The 13,192-nt window shown below is 71.0% G+C and carries 13 protein-coding genes; 8 read left to right on the forward strand and 5 right to left on the reverse strand.

The annotated features are described in order from the left end of the window. Positions 1-5 precede the first annotated feature (5 nt). Both BS75_RS28890 and BS75_RS28895 read left to right on the forward strand, forming a co-directional pair. Complete coding sequence (locus BS75_RS28890; protein WP_034090353.1) at positions 6-584, forward strand: TerD family protein; 579 nt, start codon at positions 6-8, stop codon at positions 582-584. Positions 585-859: 275 nt separating this feature from the next. Continuing rightward, entirely contained in the window at positions 860-1,870 is a 1,011-nt protein-coding gene (locus tag BS75_RS28895; RefSeq protein ID WP_034090354.1) for a TerC family protein, read from the forward strand. A 7-nt stretch (positions 1,871-1,877) separates the two neighbouring features. On the opposite strand, the gene BS75_RS28900 is transcribed toward BS75_RS28895, so the two are convergent. Then, a complete protein-coding gene (locus BS75_RS28900) occupies positions 1,878-3,314 on the reverse strand; it encodes a ricin-type beta-trefoil lectin domain protein (RefSeq protein WP_197091965.1) in 1,437 nt (478 codons plus the stop codon). A gap of 137 nt (positions 3,315-3,451) precedes the next feature. Continuing rightward, positions 3,452-4,372, reverse strand: a complete 921-nt coding sequence (locus BS75_RS28905) for a LysR family transcriptional regulator (RefSeq protein ID WP_034090355.1) — start codon at positions 4,370-4,372, stop codon at positions 3,452-3,454. A 66-nt stretch (positions 4,373-4,438) separates the two neighbouring features. Here BS75_RS28905 and BS75_RS28910 point away from each other — a divergent pair, with 66 nt between their 5' ends. Next, positions 4,439-5,890 carry an MFS transporter gene (locus tag BS75_RS28910; protein ID WP_063771387.1) on the forward strand — a complete coding sequence of 484 codons (1,452 nt, stop codon included), beginning with the start codon at positions 4,439-4,441 and terminating at the stop codon, positions 5,888-5,890. Positions 5,891-5,990: 100 nt separating this feature from the next. On the opposite strand, the gene BS75_RS28915 is transcribed toward BS75_RS28910, so the two are convergent. Then, positions 5,991-6,194: a cold-shock protein gene (locus BS75_RS28915; protein ID WP_034090356.1), complete on the reverse strand. Its 204-nt coding sequence runs from the start codon at positions 6,192-6,194 to the stop codon at positions 5,991-5,993. A 548-nt stretch (positions 6,195-6,742) separates the two neighbouring features. Between BS75_RS28915 and BS75_RS28920 the strand changes: the two genes are divergently transcribed. Both BS75_RS28920 and BS75_RS28925 read left to right on the forward strand, forming a co-directional pair. After that, positions 6,743-6,946: a cold-shock protein gene (locus tag BS75_RS28920; protein WP_034090357.1), complete on the forward strand. Its 204-nt coding sequence runs from the start codon at positions 6,743-6,745 to the stop codon at positions 6,944-6,946. A 163-nt stretch (positions 6,947-7,109) separates the two neighbouring features. Beyond that, on the forward strand, positions 7,110-7,319 hold the full coding sequence (locus BS75_RS28925) for a hypothetical protein (protein WP_034090358.1): 210 nt from the start codon (positions 7,110-7,112) through the stop codon (positions 7,317-7,319). Positions 7,320-7,339: 20 nt separating this feature from the next. Here BS75_RS28925 and BS75_RS28930 read toward each other — a convergent pair whose 3' ends face one another. Then, positions 7,340-7,990 (reverse strand): MBL fold metallo-hydrolase, encoded by a 651-nt coding sequence (locus BS75_RS28930; protein WP_034090359.1) that lies wholly within the window; start codon positions 7,988-7,990, stop codon positions 7,340-7,342. Positions 7,991-7,995: 5 nt separating this feature from the next. After that, a complete protein-coding gene (locus BS75_RS28935) occupies positions 7,996-8,664 on the reverse strand; it encodes a maleylpyruvate isomerase N-terminal domain-containing protein (protein ID WP_034090360.1) in 669 nt (222 codons plus the stop codon). A 381-nt stretch (positions 8,665-9,045) separates the two neighbouring features. On the opposite strand from BS75_RS28935, the gene uvrA reads away from it, so the two are divergent. The 3 genes from uvrA (at position 9,046) to BS75_RS28950 (ending at position 13,182) form a co-directional block, all read left to right on the forward strand. Next, a complete protein-coding gene (gene uvrA / locus BS75_RS28940) occupies positions 9,046-12,021 on the forward strand; it encodes an excinuclease ABC subunit UvrA (RefSeq protein ID WP_034090361.1) in 2,976 nt (991 codons plus the stop codon). Positions 12,022-12,130: 109 nt separating this feature from the next. Continuing rightward, entirely contained in the window at positions 12,131-12,622 is a 492-nt protein-coding gene (locus BS75_RS28945) for a Rieske (2Fe-2S) protein (protein ID WP_081982677.1), read from the forward strand. A 119-nt stretch (positions 12,623-12,741) separates the two neighbouring features. Further along, the gene (locus tag BS75_RS28950; protein WP_034090362.1) at positions 12,742-13,182 is read left to right on the forward strand and encodes a hypothetical protein; all 441 of its coding nucleotides are present in this window, start codon (positions 12,742-12,744) and stop codon (positions 13,180-13,182) included. Positions 13,183-13,192: the final 10 nt, after the last annotated feature.

Genomic DNA, 13,192 nt, shown 5'->3' on the forward strand with positions numbered 1-13,192 from the left:
GCACCATGTCGGTGAGCCTGAGCAAGGGACAGAGCGTCAGCCTGCAGAAGGCCGGCGGCGGATCGCTCGCCGTGGTGCGGATGGGCCTCGGCTGGGAGGCCGCTCCGCGCAGGGGCCTCTTCGGCAGACGCGCCCGCCAGATCGACCTGGACGCCTCCGCGGTGATGTACGCCGACCGCCGCCTCGCCGACGTGGTCTTCTTCCAGCACCTGGTCAGCAACGACGGATCGGTCCGGCACACCGGCGACAACCTGACCGGTGGCGCGGGCGGGGAGGACGACGAGTCGATCCTGGTCGACCTCGCCCGCGTCCCGGAGCACGTCAACCAGATCGTGTTCACGGTGAACTCCTACACCGGCCAGAGCTTCGCCGAGGTGCGGAAGGCCCACTGCCGACTGGTGGACGAGACCACCGGGCAGGAGCTGGCCCGCTACAGCCTCGGCGGCGGCGGGGAGCACACCGGGCAGGTGATGGCCAAGGTGGTCCGGGACGAGGCGGGGGGCTGGCAGATGGCGGCGATCGGCGCGCCCGCGCGCGGGCGGACGTTCCAGGAGATGCTGCCCGCCATCGAGCCCTTCCTCTGACGCCCCGGGCCCCTGACGTCCCGTGCCGCTGACGATCTGGGTCCCTGACGGCCGTGTCGATTCTTATCCGGCCATTACCCTGCTGTTACCCTGTTCGGACGGAGGGGAGTACCCCCGCTGTCCTCACGGACAGCGCGACGCCCTCGTCAGCACGGCGGTCCCCTGCGGCCGTCCGGTGACGTCGACCCTGCAGCGTACGGACGGTCCCCGTCCGGAGCGGCGGGGCGGGAGAGACCTCCGGCAGCAGCTCTGTCCTGCCGGAGGAACGAATCGTCATGAACGTCTCCCTGTCCATGTGGGCCATCACTGTCGGGGTGCTCATCGCCCTCATCGCCGTCGACTTCCTGATCGGCGGGCGCAAGGCGCACGAGGTCTCGCTCAAGGAGGCGGGGACCTGGTCCGCCGTCTGGATCGCCCTGGCCCTCGGCTTCGGCGGCTTCCTCTGGTGGCACTCGGGAGCCACCCCGGCCGGTCAGTTCTTCGCCGGCTACGTCACCGAGAAGTCGCTCAGCGTCGACAACCTCTTCGTCTTCGTGCTGATCATGGCGAAGTTCGCGGTGCCGACCCGCTACCAGCAGCGGGTGCTGATGATCGGGGTGCTGATAGCGCTGGTGCTGCGCGCGGTCTTCATCGCCGCCGGGGCCACGCTGATCGCGAGCTTCTCCTGGATCTTCTTCCTCTTCGGGGCGTTCCTGGTGTGGACCGCCTGGAAGCTGATCAAGGAGGCCCGGGCGGAGCACTCCGGTACCGGTGCGGCCGAGCAGCCCGAGGCCGACTTCCAGGAGAACCGGCTGCTGCGGGCGGTCGAGAGGCGCTTCCCGACCACCGACGACTACCGGGGCACCCGGCTGACCGTGGTCGAGGGCGGCCGGCGGCTGATGACGCCGATGCTGGTCGTCGTGCTGGCGATCGGCAGCACCGACGTCCTGTTCGCGATGGACTCGATCCCGGCGATCTTCGGCCTGACCCAGGACGCCTACATCGTCTTCACCGCCAACGCCTTCGCCCTGATGGGCCTGCGCCAGCTGTACTTCCTGATCGGCGGCCTGCTGAAGCGGCTGGTCCACCTCTCCTACGGGCTGTCGGTGATCCTCGGCTTCATCGGCGTGAAGCTGCTGCTGCACGCGCTGCACGAGAACGGGGTGCCCGCCGCGCCGGAGATCGGGATCCCGTTCTCGCTGGGCTTCATCGTGCTGGTGCTCGCGGTCACCACGACCACCAGCCTGATCGCCTCCCGCCGACGCGCGTCGGCCCGGACGGAGATCCCGTCCGGGCCGACCGACTGACCCTCGGTCAGACCACGATCTTGCTCAGGTCGGGGGCGCCCTTGGTGCCGCTGCCCGAGAACTCGATGGTGTTGGAGCTGCCGGTCTTCAGCTGGACGGTCACGCTGTAGCTGCCGATCACGCTGTAGCTGCTGGCGGAGGTCTCCGGGAAGTTCACCGTCTGGCTGCTGCCGTTGACGGTGATCACGGCGGGCTTCGCCGCACCCACGGCGAGGTAGTACACCGTCATGGTGTAGCTGCCGGAAGCGGACTCGGAGACATCGGCGAAGGTCACCGTGCCGGCACCGCCGCCGCCGACGCTGCTGACCTTCTCCCCGCCGGTGCAGGCGGTGCAGCTGTTGGCGTCGGCGCTGCCGCCCAGGCTCGCCGAGGCGGCCAGGTAGGTACGGCCGCCGGCGGGCGCGGTCGCCGTGGAGCTGGGACTGGCGGACGCGCTGGCGCTGGCGGAGGCACTGGCGCTGGCGGACGCGCTGGAGCTGGCGGACGGGCTGGAGCTGGAGCCGGGGCCGGAGATCACCAGGGTCGGGAAGGTCCACTGCGCCGAGGCGCTGGAGCAACTGCCGGTCTTCAGCGTGGCCCCGGAGGCCTGGTAGCACTTCTTGCCGGTCTGGATGTCCGACATGGTGCCGTTGGGATTCTGCGACCACTGTTGACCCGGCCCGCCGGTGCAGGTGTCGAGGACGAGGCTGCTGCTCCCGGACTCGTCCGCGCACAGGCCGTTGAGCTGGAGGAAGGTGCCGTCGAAGATGAACTGCTGTTCGGCCGAGCCATTGCAGGCCGCCATGTCGAGTTTGACGCCGTTGCTCTTGCTGTCACCCGGATCGTCGATGCAGGTGCCGGTCGAGTTGTTCTTCCACTGCCCGAGCGTGGTCGTCGGTTTGGCCCCGCCGTAGCAGGCGTTGGTGCTGGTGTTGAAGATCGGGGTGGGGTCGTAGGTCTCGGTCGACGGCGGGTCGACGACCGCGGACTCCATGAACGGGGAGCCGTTCGCGTTGCTCTTGGTCAGCGCGTCCTCGCAGTCGATCGCGGCCATGGCGTTGCCGCCCTGGCCACCGAGCCAGAGGTCGAAGTGCCAGAGGTTGGGGCCGCCGTCGGGGCCCTGGCCGGACCAGTCGGCGTCGCACTCCCCGCAGTCGTCCTCCATGATGAAGTACTTCTCGACCCGGGGGACGTAGATGATCGTCCCGGGGGCGAGCTCCGACTTGTCGGTGGCGAAGGTGATCGGGTCGGCGTAGGTGCCGGTGCCGCCCGCCGTCTGGTGGATCTGCGGGTAGGCGATGGCCGAACCGGGCGGGGTGTTGTCCCAGTAGCCGTAGAACGTCAGATAGGCCTGCTGGGTGGTGGACGCGCCGGCGGTGGGCGCGCCCATCAGCATGGCGGCGACGGCAGTCAGCAGGGCTGTGCAGAGGGTGAGCACGGTTGCGGTGAGCGTACGTCTGCGCACGGTGCCTCCATGATTGACCGGGGTCGTACAACGTGGGTGCCAGCGTCGGCCCGGGGGGTCGCCAAGTCAAGGTCTTGTTAGGAAGCTTTTCTAACTTGTTTTCAATCGGTCGATTTCGAGGCCCGGTTGACGGTCCGTCAACCGGCTTCCGCAGCAAGGCCCTCGCGAATGATCGAGGTCAGCACGCCGCGCAGCCAGAGGTGTGCCGGATCGGTGTCCAGCCGCAGGTGCCAGGCCATGTCCAGGCGGGTCGGGGGCAGGTCCAGCGGGATCTCCAGCACCTCCAGGGGCAGCACCTCGGCCATCCGGGTGGCGAAGTGCACCGGCAGCAGTGCCAGCAGCTCCGACTCCAGGGCCATGAAGCAGGCCGCGCCATGGGTCGGCGCCGTCGCCAGCACCTGCCGGGACAGGCCCAGTTGGTCCAGCAGCTCGTCCACCACGCCCCGGAACCGGCCGCGCCGGGAGACCACGACCTGCGGCAGCGAGGTGAACTGTGCGAGCGTCAGCATCCCGGACCGGTCCGCCGGGCGCACCGCGCCGGTCCGCGCCACGGCGACCTGCCGGTCCTCGAACAGCGAGGTGCTGCGGATGTCGGCCGGCAGCTCGGCCGGCGCGCTCAGGTCGAGGTCCACCCGGTCCCGCAGGTCGGCCGGGTCCTCGTCGCCCTCCGGCAGGATCCGCAGCCGGACCCCCGGGGCCTCCCGGGCCACCCGGGCGGTCACCGCCGCGCCCAGGACCACGGCCACCGCGTCGTTGGTCCGGATGGTGAACTCCCGCTGCAGGGAGCCGATGTCGACCGGCGGCGGCGGCCGGAGCGCCGCCAGGGCCTCCGCCAGGGCGGCCTCCACCTGGGGCTGCAGTTCGCGGGCCCGGGGTGTCAGCGCCAGCCCGCGTCCGGCCGGGACCAGCAGCGGGTCGCCCACCACCCGGCGCAGCCGCCCGAGCGTCCTGCTCATCGCGGAGGCCGACACCCGCATCTCCTCGGCGGCCCCGGTGACGCTGCCCTCGCGGAGCAGGGCGTCGAGGGCGGGCAGCAGGTTCAGGTCCGGTAGTTGCATGAGACGCAATACTAGCTTCGCAATCAGGAACTGGTGCTCAGCATTCGCGCTCGGCAGCATGGAGGAATGATCGACACACGCCACCGCCGCACCGCATTCCTGATAGCGGGCTGCTTCTTCATGGAGATGCTGGACGGAACCATCGTCTCCACCGCCGCCCCGCAGCTCGGGGCCTCCCTCCACACCGCAGCGGTCTCGGTCGGACTGGTGGTCACCGCCTACCTGCTGACCGTCGCCACGCTGATCCCGCTCAGCGGCTGGCTGGCCGCCCGGTACGGGCCCCGCCGGACCATGCTCGGCGCCATCGCGCTGTTCACCCTGGCCTCGCTCGCCTGCGCGGCCAGCTCCGACCTGGCCGAACTGGTCGCCATGCGGGTGCTCCAGGGCGTGGGCGGGGCGATGATGGTCCCGGTCGGCCGAATGGTCGTGCTCGGCCCGGCCGCCAAGCCCGACATCCCCCGGCTGATGGCGTACATCGTCTGGCCCGGGCTGGTCGCCCCCGTGGTCGCCCCGCTGCTGGGTGGGCTGATCACCACCTACGCCGACTGGCACTGGCTGTTCCTGGTCAACCTGCCGCTGGGGCTGGCCGCCTTCGCCGTCACCTGGCGGCTCGTCACCGGCGGCCCGCAGCCGGACTCTCCGCCGCTGGACCGGATCGGGGTGCTGCTCACCTGCGCCGGTCTGGCCGGGGTCACCTGGACCGCCCACCTGCTCTCCGGCACGCCCACCCCCTGGGCCACGGCCGCACTGCTCGGTGCGGCCTCCGCCACCGTGCTGGCCCTCGCCGTCCGGCACCTGCTGCGCGCCCCGCACCCGCTGGTGGCGCTGCGGGTGCTGAGCGCCCCCGGGCTGCGCGCCTCGGTCGTCGGCGGCACGCTCTACTGGGCGGTCGTCGGAGCGGTGCCGTTCCTGCTGCCGCTGCTGTTCGAGGAGGTCTTCGACTGGAGCCCGGTGAAGTCCGGCGCGCTGGTGCTCTTCGTCTTCGTCGGCAACATCGGCGTCAAGCCGGCCACCACCTGGCTGATGAACCGTTTCGGCTTCCGCGTGCTGCTGATGGCCAGCACCCTGGTGCTGGCCGCGACCATGGCCGGCTGCGCGCTGCTCACCGCCGCCACCCCGCCGGTGCTGATCGCGCTGCTGGCCGCGCTGAGCGGCGTGGCCCGCTCCGTCGGCATGACCGGCTACTCGGTCCTGGCCGTCAGCGACACCCCGCCGGAGCGGATGCGCGACGCCAACACCCTGTCGGCGACGCTCACCCAGACGGCGGCCGGGCTGGGCATCGCGGTCGCCGCGGTGGCGCTGCGGCTGGGCGGGGCGATCAGCGGCGACCCGGCGACGGTCTACGGCACCGCCTTCGGCGTGCTCGGCCTGCTGGCCCTGCTCGCCGCCGTCGACGCCTTCCGGCTGCACCCGGCCACCGGTGACGCGGTGCTCCGCCCCGGTGGCGGGCAGCCGACCGGCCCGGCGGGCATCCTCACCGTCGACCGCGCGGCGGCCCCGGCTCCGGCCGCCGAGTAGGCCGCCGAGTAGGCCGCCGCACGGAAACGCGACGGCGCCCCCGTACCGGAGGACCGGTGCGGGGGCGCCGTCGACGCGCTGGGATCGATCAGATCACACGTCAGATGACGCGGATGTTCTCGGCCTGCGGGCCCTTCTGGCCCTGCGTGACCTCGAACTCGACCTTCTGGCCCTCAAGGAGCTCGCGGAAGCCCTGCGCGTTGATGTTCGAGTAGTGAGCGAAGACGTCGGCGCCGCCGCCGTCCTGCTCGATGAAGCCGAAGCCCTTTTCAGCGTTGAACCACTTCACGGTACCGGTGGCCATATTGGTCTCCTTCTTGTACAGGGGCTGGTGCCAGAGCCCACCCTGTGTGGACTCCGTGTCGCCGGGATGATCACCCTGGTCATGAAGAGACCTGCAAAAGCACGAACGCCCGTGATCGCGATCACGGGCGGCCAAACTTAGGGAACCACGCACTGCAACTGATCACCAGAATACAGGGGGAGGGCCGGGGGTCGTCAACAGATTCCGGTGATCTCTACGACCCCCGGATCCGGGCGCCCGCCCGGGTTCTGGGCGCTTTCGCACGGCTTTGGGCGTCCTTGCCCAGAGGTTCCGAAAGGGCTCGGGACCGGCTCCGGCCCACCGGCGACATGCCTCCCGAGCTGCGGTGAACGCGTCGCGTGGTCGTCCGGCCGCGCATCGTGTACGGTTTTGCCCTGTAGTAGTCGTGGTTCTCGACGTTTGTACGCCCGTGATCCCGATCGCGGGCGTTTCTGTTGTTTGCGATCTTCGTCATGAGCAGTGCGGGCGGCGACTGCGGAGTCCGCACGGTGCGGCTCCTGCGCGACTGCATGAGGAGAGCAACAGACATGGCCACCGGTACCGTCAAGTGGTTCAACGCCGAAAAGGGCTTCGGCTTCATCGAGCAGGACGGCGGCGGCGCCGACGTCTTCGCCCACTACTCCAACATCAACGCCCAGGGCTTCCGCGAGCTCCTTGAGGGCCAGAAGGTCGAGTTCGACGTCACGCAGGGCCAGAAGGGCCCGCAGGCCGAGAACATCCGCCCGCTGTAAGGCTCCCCGCCTGAGCGTGTGACCAACGCGATGTGCCCCCGTACCGCTCTGCCGGTACGGGGGCACATCGCGTTTCCGGGGTCCGCGCCGGGTGGCCCCGGTGCGGGGCGCGTGCTTCCGTGGACGGGGTATCCGGGGACCGGGGGCGTGTGAGGAGGACACTGTGGGTGTCGAACCGTACTCGTTGAGGATCCGCCAGGCCGGCAGCTCGCTGGTGCACGTCGCCCGGCGCACCGGCATCGACGCCGAGACCCCCTGCGGCTACCGCCCCGGGGCCGGCCACTACACCGTGGTCGCGGCGGAGCCGGTGAGCTGCCCCGACTGCGTCCGCCACGCCGAGGACCGGCTGGCCGAGGTCCCCGGCGGACGCTGACCGCCGTCCCGCGTCCGCGGCTACCAGCCGCGGGCGCGCCACTCGGCGAGGTGCGGGCGCTCCGCGCCGAGCGTGGTGTCGTCGCCGTGGCCCGGGTAGATCCAGGTCTCGTCGGAGAGCGGGCCGAAGACCTTCTCCTCCAGCCCGTCCATCAGCGAGGTGAAGGCCACCGGGTCGAGGGTCCGCCCGGGGCCGCCCGGGAAGAGGCAGTCGCCGGTGAAGACGTGGGAGTGGCCCTGCGGGTCGTCGTAGACCAGGACGATCGCCCCCGGGGTGTGCCCGATCAGGTGCCGGACGGTCAGCCCGACCTCGCCGACCCGCAGGATGTCGCCGTCCGACAGCTCCAGCGCGGTCGGGATGTCGATCCCCTCGGCGTCGAAGCGCCCGGCCGCCGTCCGGGCCCCGGTCGCGGCGACCACCTCGGCCAGGGCGCTCCAGTGGTCGCGGTGCCGGTGGGTGGTCACCACCGTGGCGAGCCCGTCGCCGACCGTCTCCAGCAGCACCGGCGCCTCGGCGGCGGCGTCGACCAGCAGCTGCTCCCCGGTGGCCCGGCAGCGCAGCAGATAGGCGTTGTTGTCCATGGACCCCACGGCGACCTTGGTGATCACCAGCTGGGGCAGCTCCCGTACGTCCGGCGTTCCGCCGACCTTGACTGCTCCGTGGTACGACATGCGGCTCAGCCTAGCGGGGGCAGGACCGGCAGGTCCGTGATCGGGACACCCAGGTCCGAACCGTCCGAGCGGCCCGACATCCAGGCCACCCGGGCGTGGCCGGGGGCGTCCTCCAGCCGCTTCAGCAGCTCCGGGGCGAGCAGGCCGGAGTCGGTGTGGACGGCGGTCAGCCTCCCCAGCTCCGACTCGACGAACTCGGCCGACCAGTGCTCGGGGCGGTAGTCGAGGCCGAGGTCCACATGGTGGTACTCGATCTCCTTGAGCCGCTTCTCCGGGACGCCCTCGGCCGGGAACGGGCCCAGCCGGTGCGGGACCACGACCGACCAGGCCGCGTCCGGCATGGCCGCGAACTCGCGGTGCAACCCGAGGTCGGCGTCCCGGAGGTCGGTGTACTGCTCGGCCGGGCCGCGTCCGGCGCCGGCCTCGATGTCGCGGTCGCGGGCCTCCGGGCTCGGGTACATCGGGATGGACTGCCCGGTGCGCGCGCCCCGGATCAGGTTGCCCAGGGCGTCGGCGTTGCGGGCGATGTGGGTGAGGACGTGGCCGCGGCTCCAGCCGGGCAGCAGCGAGGGTTCCCGGACCTGCTCGGGCAGCATCGGCCCGACGGAGCGCAGCAGCCGCTCCTGGGCCGCGGCGGCTGCCGCGGCGGCGGTGGCGTGACTGGGGGTGGGCATGGTGTCTCCACATTCGACGCGATGGGTCGTGTCCCGGGTGCCGTACGGTCGTTGCACCGGGTGCGGCAGGAATCACGCTACCGTCGGAATGTCACCCGATCGGGTGAGGGATCGCGATTGCCCTGAAAATCGAACACGTGCTCCCATAGTCTTCAGTGGCCGCAACGGCCGACACGGTGACCGCGCCGACCCGGTGCCTACGATGGTGGACGGACCCAGGTCCGGCACGCGTCCGCGCCGACCGGCTCGACTCCGTCCAGTACGGCCCAGATCAGTACGGCACTGCTCAGTACGACCCTGCCCAGCACGACCACATTCGTCGGGCAGCCCCGGATCGCCCCGTCCAGGACTGCCCGACTCCCGTCCGGAAGGTCCAGAAGCGTGGCAGACCGCCTCGTTGTCCGCGGTGCTCGCGAGCACAACCTCAAGAACGTGTCGCTCGACCTGCCCCGCGACTCCCTCATCGTCTTCACCGGGCTGTCCGGCTCGGGAAAGTCCTCGCTCGCCTTCGACACGATCTTCGCCGAGGGCCAGCGCCGCTACGTCGAGTCGCTCTCCTCCTACGCCCGGCAGTTCCTCGGCCAGATGGACAAGCCGGACGTCGACTTCATCGAGGGCCTCTCCCCGGCCGTCTCGATCGACCAGAAGTCGACCTCCAGGAACCCGCGCTCCACCGTCGGCACCATCACCGAGGTCTACGACTACCTGCGGCTGCTGTTCGCCCGGATCGGCCACCCGCACTGCCCCGAGTGCGGTCGGCCGATCGCCCGGCAGTCGCCGCAGCAGATCGTCGACAAGATCCTGGAGCTGCCCGAGGGCACCAAGTTCCAGCTGCTGAGCCCGCTGGTCCGGGCCCGCAAGGGCGAGTTCGTCGACCTCTTCGCCGACCTCCAGACCAAGGGCTACGCCCGGGCCCGGGTGGACGGCGCGACGGTCCAGCTGACCGAGCCGCCGGTGCTCAAGAAGCAGGAGAAGCACACCATCGACGTGGTCGTCGACCGGCTCACGGTGAAGAAGAGCGCCCAGCGCCGGCTCACCGACTCGGTCGAGACCGCGCTCAAGCTCTCCGGCGGCACGGTCGTGCTGGACTTCGTCGACCTGGCCGAGGACGACCCCGAGCGTGAGCGGATGTACTCCGAGCACCTCTACTGCACCTTCGACGACATCTCCTACGAGGAGCTGGAGCCGCGCTCCTTCTCCTTCAACTCGCCCTTCGGCGCCTGCCCGGAGTGCACCGGCATCGGCACCCGGATGGAGGTGGACCCGGAGCTGATCGTCCCCGACGAGGAGAAGACCCTCGCCGAGGGCGCGATCCACCCCTGGTCGCTGGGCCACACCAAGGAGTACCACCTGCGGTTGATCGGGGCGCTGGCCAAGGAGCTCGGCTTCCGGATGGACATCCCCTGGGCGGGGCTGCCGCAGCGGGCCAAGAAGGCGCTGCTCCACGGCCACAAGACCCAGGTCGAGGTGCGCTTCACCAACCGCTTCGGGCGGGAGCGCTCGTACATCACCGGCTTCGAGGGCGCGGTGCCCTTCGTCCAGCGCCGGCACGCCGACTCGGAGAGCGACAGCAGTCGCGAACGCTTCGAGGGCTACATGCGCGAGGTCCCCTGCCCGGCCTGCCACGGCACCCGGCTGAAGCCGGTGGTGCTGGCGGTCACCATGGCCGGGAAGTCGATCGCCGACGTCGCCGCGATGTCGATCAGCGACTGCGCCGAGTTCCTGGGCGCGATGGAGCTCTCCGAGCGGGAGAAGACCATCGCCGAGCGGGTGCTGAAGGAGGTCAACGAGCGGCTGAGGTTCCTGGTCGACGTCGGCCTGGACTACCTCTCGCTGAACCGGGCGGCCGGGACCCTCTCCGGCGGCGAGGCGCAGCGGATCCGGCTGGCCACCCAGATCGGCTCGGGCCTGGTCGGGGTGCTGTACGTGCTGGACGAGCCCTCGATCGGGCTGCACCAGCGGGACAACCACCGGCTGATCGAGACCCTGGTCCGGCTGCGCGACCTGGGCAACACCCTGATCGTGGTGGAGCACGACGAGGACACCATCCGCACCGCGGACTGGGTCGTCGACATCGGTCCTGGCGCGGGCGAGCACGGCGGCCATGTGGTTCACTCCGGTTCGCGCGAGGGCCTGCTGGCCAACGAGCAGTCGCTGACCGGCGCCTACCTCTCCGGCCGCCGCTCCATCCCGACGCCGGACGTCCGCCGCCCGGTCGACCCGCAGCGGCAGATCACCGTCCACGGTGCCCGCGAGCACAACCTCAAGGACGTCGACGTCAGCTTCCCGCTGGGGATGTTCACGGCGATCACCGGGGTCTCCGGCTCCGGCAAGTCGACGCTGGTCAACGACATCCTCTACACCCACCTCGCCCGCGAGCTGAACGGCGCGCGGAGCGTGCCGGGGCGGCACACCCGGGTCACCGGCACCGAGCTGGTGGACAAGGTGGTCCATGTCGACCAGTCGCCGATCGGCCGCACCCCCCGGTCCAACCCGGCGACCTACACCGGCGTCTTCGACCATGTCCGCCGGCTGTTCGCGGAGACCACGGAGGCCAAGGTCCGGGGCTACCTGCCCGGGCGCTTCTCCTTCAACGTCAAGGGCGGGCGCTGCGAGAACTGCGCCGGCGACGGCACCATCAAGATCGAGATGAACTTCCTGCCGGACGTCTACGTCCCCTGCGAGGTCTGCCACGGGGCCCGCTACAACCGGGAGACCCTGGACGTCCACTACAAGGGCAAGTCCATCGCCGAGGTGCTGGACATGCCGATCGAGGAGGGGCTGGAGTTCTTCGAGGCGGTCCCGCCGATCGCCCGGCACCTGCGGACGCTCACCGACGTCGGCCTCGGCTACGTCCGGCTGGGCCAGTCCGCGCCGACCCTGTCGGGCGGCGAGGCGCAGCGCGTGAAGCTGGCCTCGGAGCTGCAGAAGCGCTCCACCGGCCGCACCGTCTACGTCCTGGACGAGCCCACCACCGGGCTGCACTTCGAGGACATCAGCAAGCTGATCAAGGTGCTGACCGGCCTGGTGGAGAAGGGCAACACGGTCATCGTCATCGAGCACAACCTGGACGTGATCAAGACCGCCGACTGGGTCGTCGACATGGGCCCCGAGGGCGGCAACGGCGGCGGCATGGTCGTCGCCGAGGGCACGCCGGAGCAGATCGCCCTGGTCGGCGAGAGCCACACCGGCAAGTTCCTCCGCGACATCCTGGGCGACCGGGTGTTCGAGGAGGAGGCAGCCGCCAAGCGAAAGCCCGCCGCCAAGAAGGCCGCCGCGAAGAAGGCCGTCGCGAAGAAGCCCGTCGCGAAGAAGGCTGTCGCCAAGAAGGCGGCCGGGCGGTCGAAGACCGGCTAAGTGATCCACAGGCAGGGCGCATAGGGTGCACCCGGGGCCGCAACCAGCCCCGGGTGCCGCGCGTTGTGCCGAGTGCACCCCCGTCGTCTGCCTCCGGAGCAAGCCGATCATGTCGCAGCCCACCACCGCCCCGCTGGACCTGCAGCACCCCGCCGAATCCGGCGCCGAGCCCTGCTGCGGCGGCTGCGGGCCCTCGCGGCGCAGCCTGCTGCGCGGCGCCGCCGCGGTCGGGGTGGCGGGCGCCGCCGCCGTCGGTCTCGCGGCCTGCTCCTCCGGCTCCTCCGGCTCCTCCTCGTCCTCCGCGAGCGGCCCGACGACGCTGGGTCCGACCAGTGACGTCGCCGTCGGCGGCGGCAAGCTGTACAAGTCGGACAAGGTGGTGGTGACCCAGCCGACCGCAGGCGTCTTCAAGGCGTTCAGCGCGATCTGCACCCACCAGGGCTGCCTGGTGGACGGGGTCTCCAGCGGGGTGATCCAGTGCCCCTGCCACGGCAGCGAGTTCAACATCACCACCGGTGCGGTGGTCCAGGGCCCGGCCCCCACCCCGCTGCCGGAGAAGACGCTCACCGTCTCCGACGGCAAGATCGTCGTCACCCTCTGAGCACTGCGCCCACCCGCCGCCGGGGGCATGCCGTATGTTCGCCGGCCGCTCCGCGGCGCATGCTGGTCCTGGGCGGACGCCGGCTCGGCGGCGCCGGTGGGACGTTGGAGGGGGAGCCGATGGGGGCCGAACTCGCGGAGCTGGCCAGCTCCGGGGCCACGACGCTGGTCGGGCTGCTGGTCTCGGACTCGTGGGAGCAGGTGAAGCAGCGCGTCGGCGCGCTGTTCGCCCGGGGCCGTTCGGAGCAGGCGGCCACCGAGGAACTGGAGCTGTCCCGGGCGGAGTTGATCGCCGCGCGGGAGGCCGGGGACACCGGCACGGCGGCGGACGCCGAGGCGGCCTGGCGGGTCCAGCTGCGCCGGGTGCTGCTGGCCGACCCGGCCGCCGTGGCGGAGCTGGAGGCGCTGCTGCGGGAGATCGGGCCGCCGCAGCCGGAGGCCGCCGGCGGCTCCCTGCACAACTCGATCACCGGCCCGGTGCGCAACAGCACGGTCGTCCAGGCCCGTGACACCCGGATCGGCAGCATCGGCCCGCCCCCGGCCCGCGACCGCCGGCCCTGACACCGCGGGC

Origin of the sequence: Streptacidiphilus albus JL83 (genome assembly GCF_000744705.1) — a bacterium.
Lineage (GTDB): Bacteria > Actinomycetota > Actinomycetes > Streptomycetales > Streptomycetaceae > Streptacidiphilus > Streptacidiphilus albus.

Bases quoted from the DNA above. Each gene is read 5' to 3' on its own strand.
- BS75_RS28890 (WP_034090353.1), top strand. From the start codon at position 6: ATGTCGGTGAGCCTGAGCAAGGGACAGAGCGTCAGCCTGCAGAAGGCC.
- BS75_RS28895 (WP_034090354.1), top strand. From the start codon at position 860: ATGAACGTCTCCCTGTCCATGTGGGCCATCACTGTCGGGGTGCTCATC.
- BS75_RS28905 (WP_034090355.1), bottom strand. From the start codon at position 4,372: ATGCAACTACCGGACCTGAACCTGCTGCCCGCCCTCGACGCCCTGCTC.
- BS75_RS28910 (WP_063771387.1), top strand. From the start codon at position 4,439: ATGATCGACACACGCCACCGCCGCACCGCATTCCTGATAGCGGGCTGC.
- BS75_RS28915 (WP_034090356.1), bottom strand. From the start codon at position 6,194: ATGGCCACCGGTACCGTGAAGTGGTTCAACGCTGAAAAGGGCTTCGGC.
- BS75_RS28920 (WP_034090357.1), top strand. From the start codon at position 6,743: ATGGCCACCGGTACCGTCAAGTGGTTCAACGCCGAAAAGGGCTTCGGC.
- BS75_RS28930 (WP_034090359.1), bottom strand. From the start codon at position 7,990: ATGTCGTACCACGGAGCAGTCAAGGTCGGCGGAACGCCGGACGTACGG.
- BS75_RS28935 (WP_034090360.1), bottom strand. From the start codon at position 8,664: ATGCCCACCCCCAGTCACGCCACCGCCGCCGCGGCAGCCGCCGCGGCC.
- BS75_RS28945 (WP_081982677.1), top strand. From the start codon at position 12,131: ATGTCGCAGCCCACCACCGCCCCGCTGGACCTGCAGCACCCCGCCGAA.
- BS75_RS28950 (WP_034090362.1), top strand. From the start codon at position 12,742: ATGGGGGCCGAACTCGCGGAGCTGGCCAGCTCCGGGGCCACGACGCTG.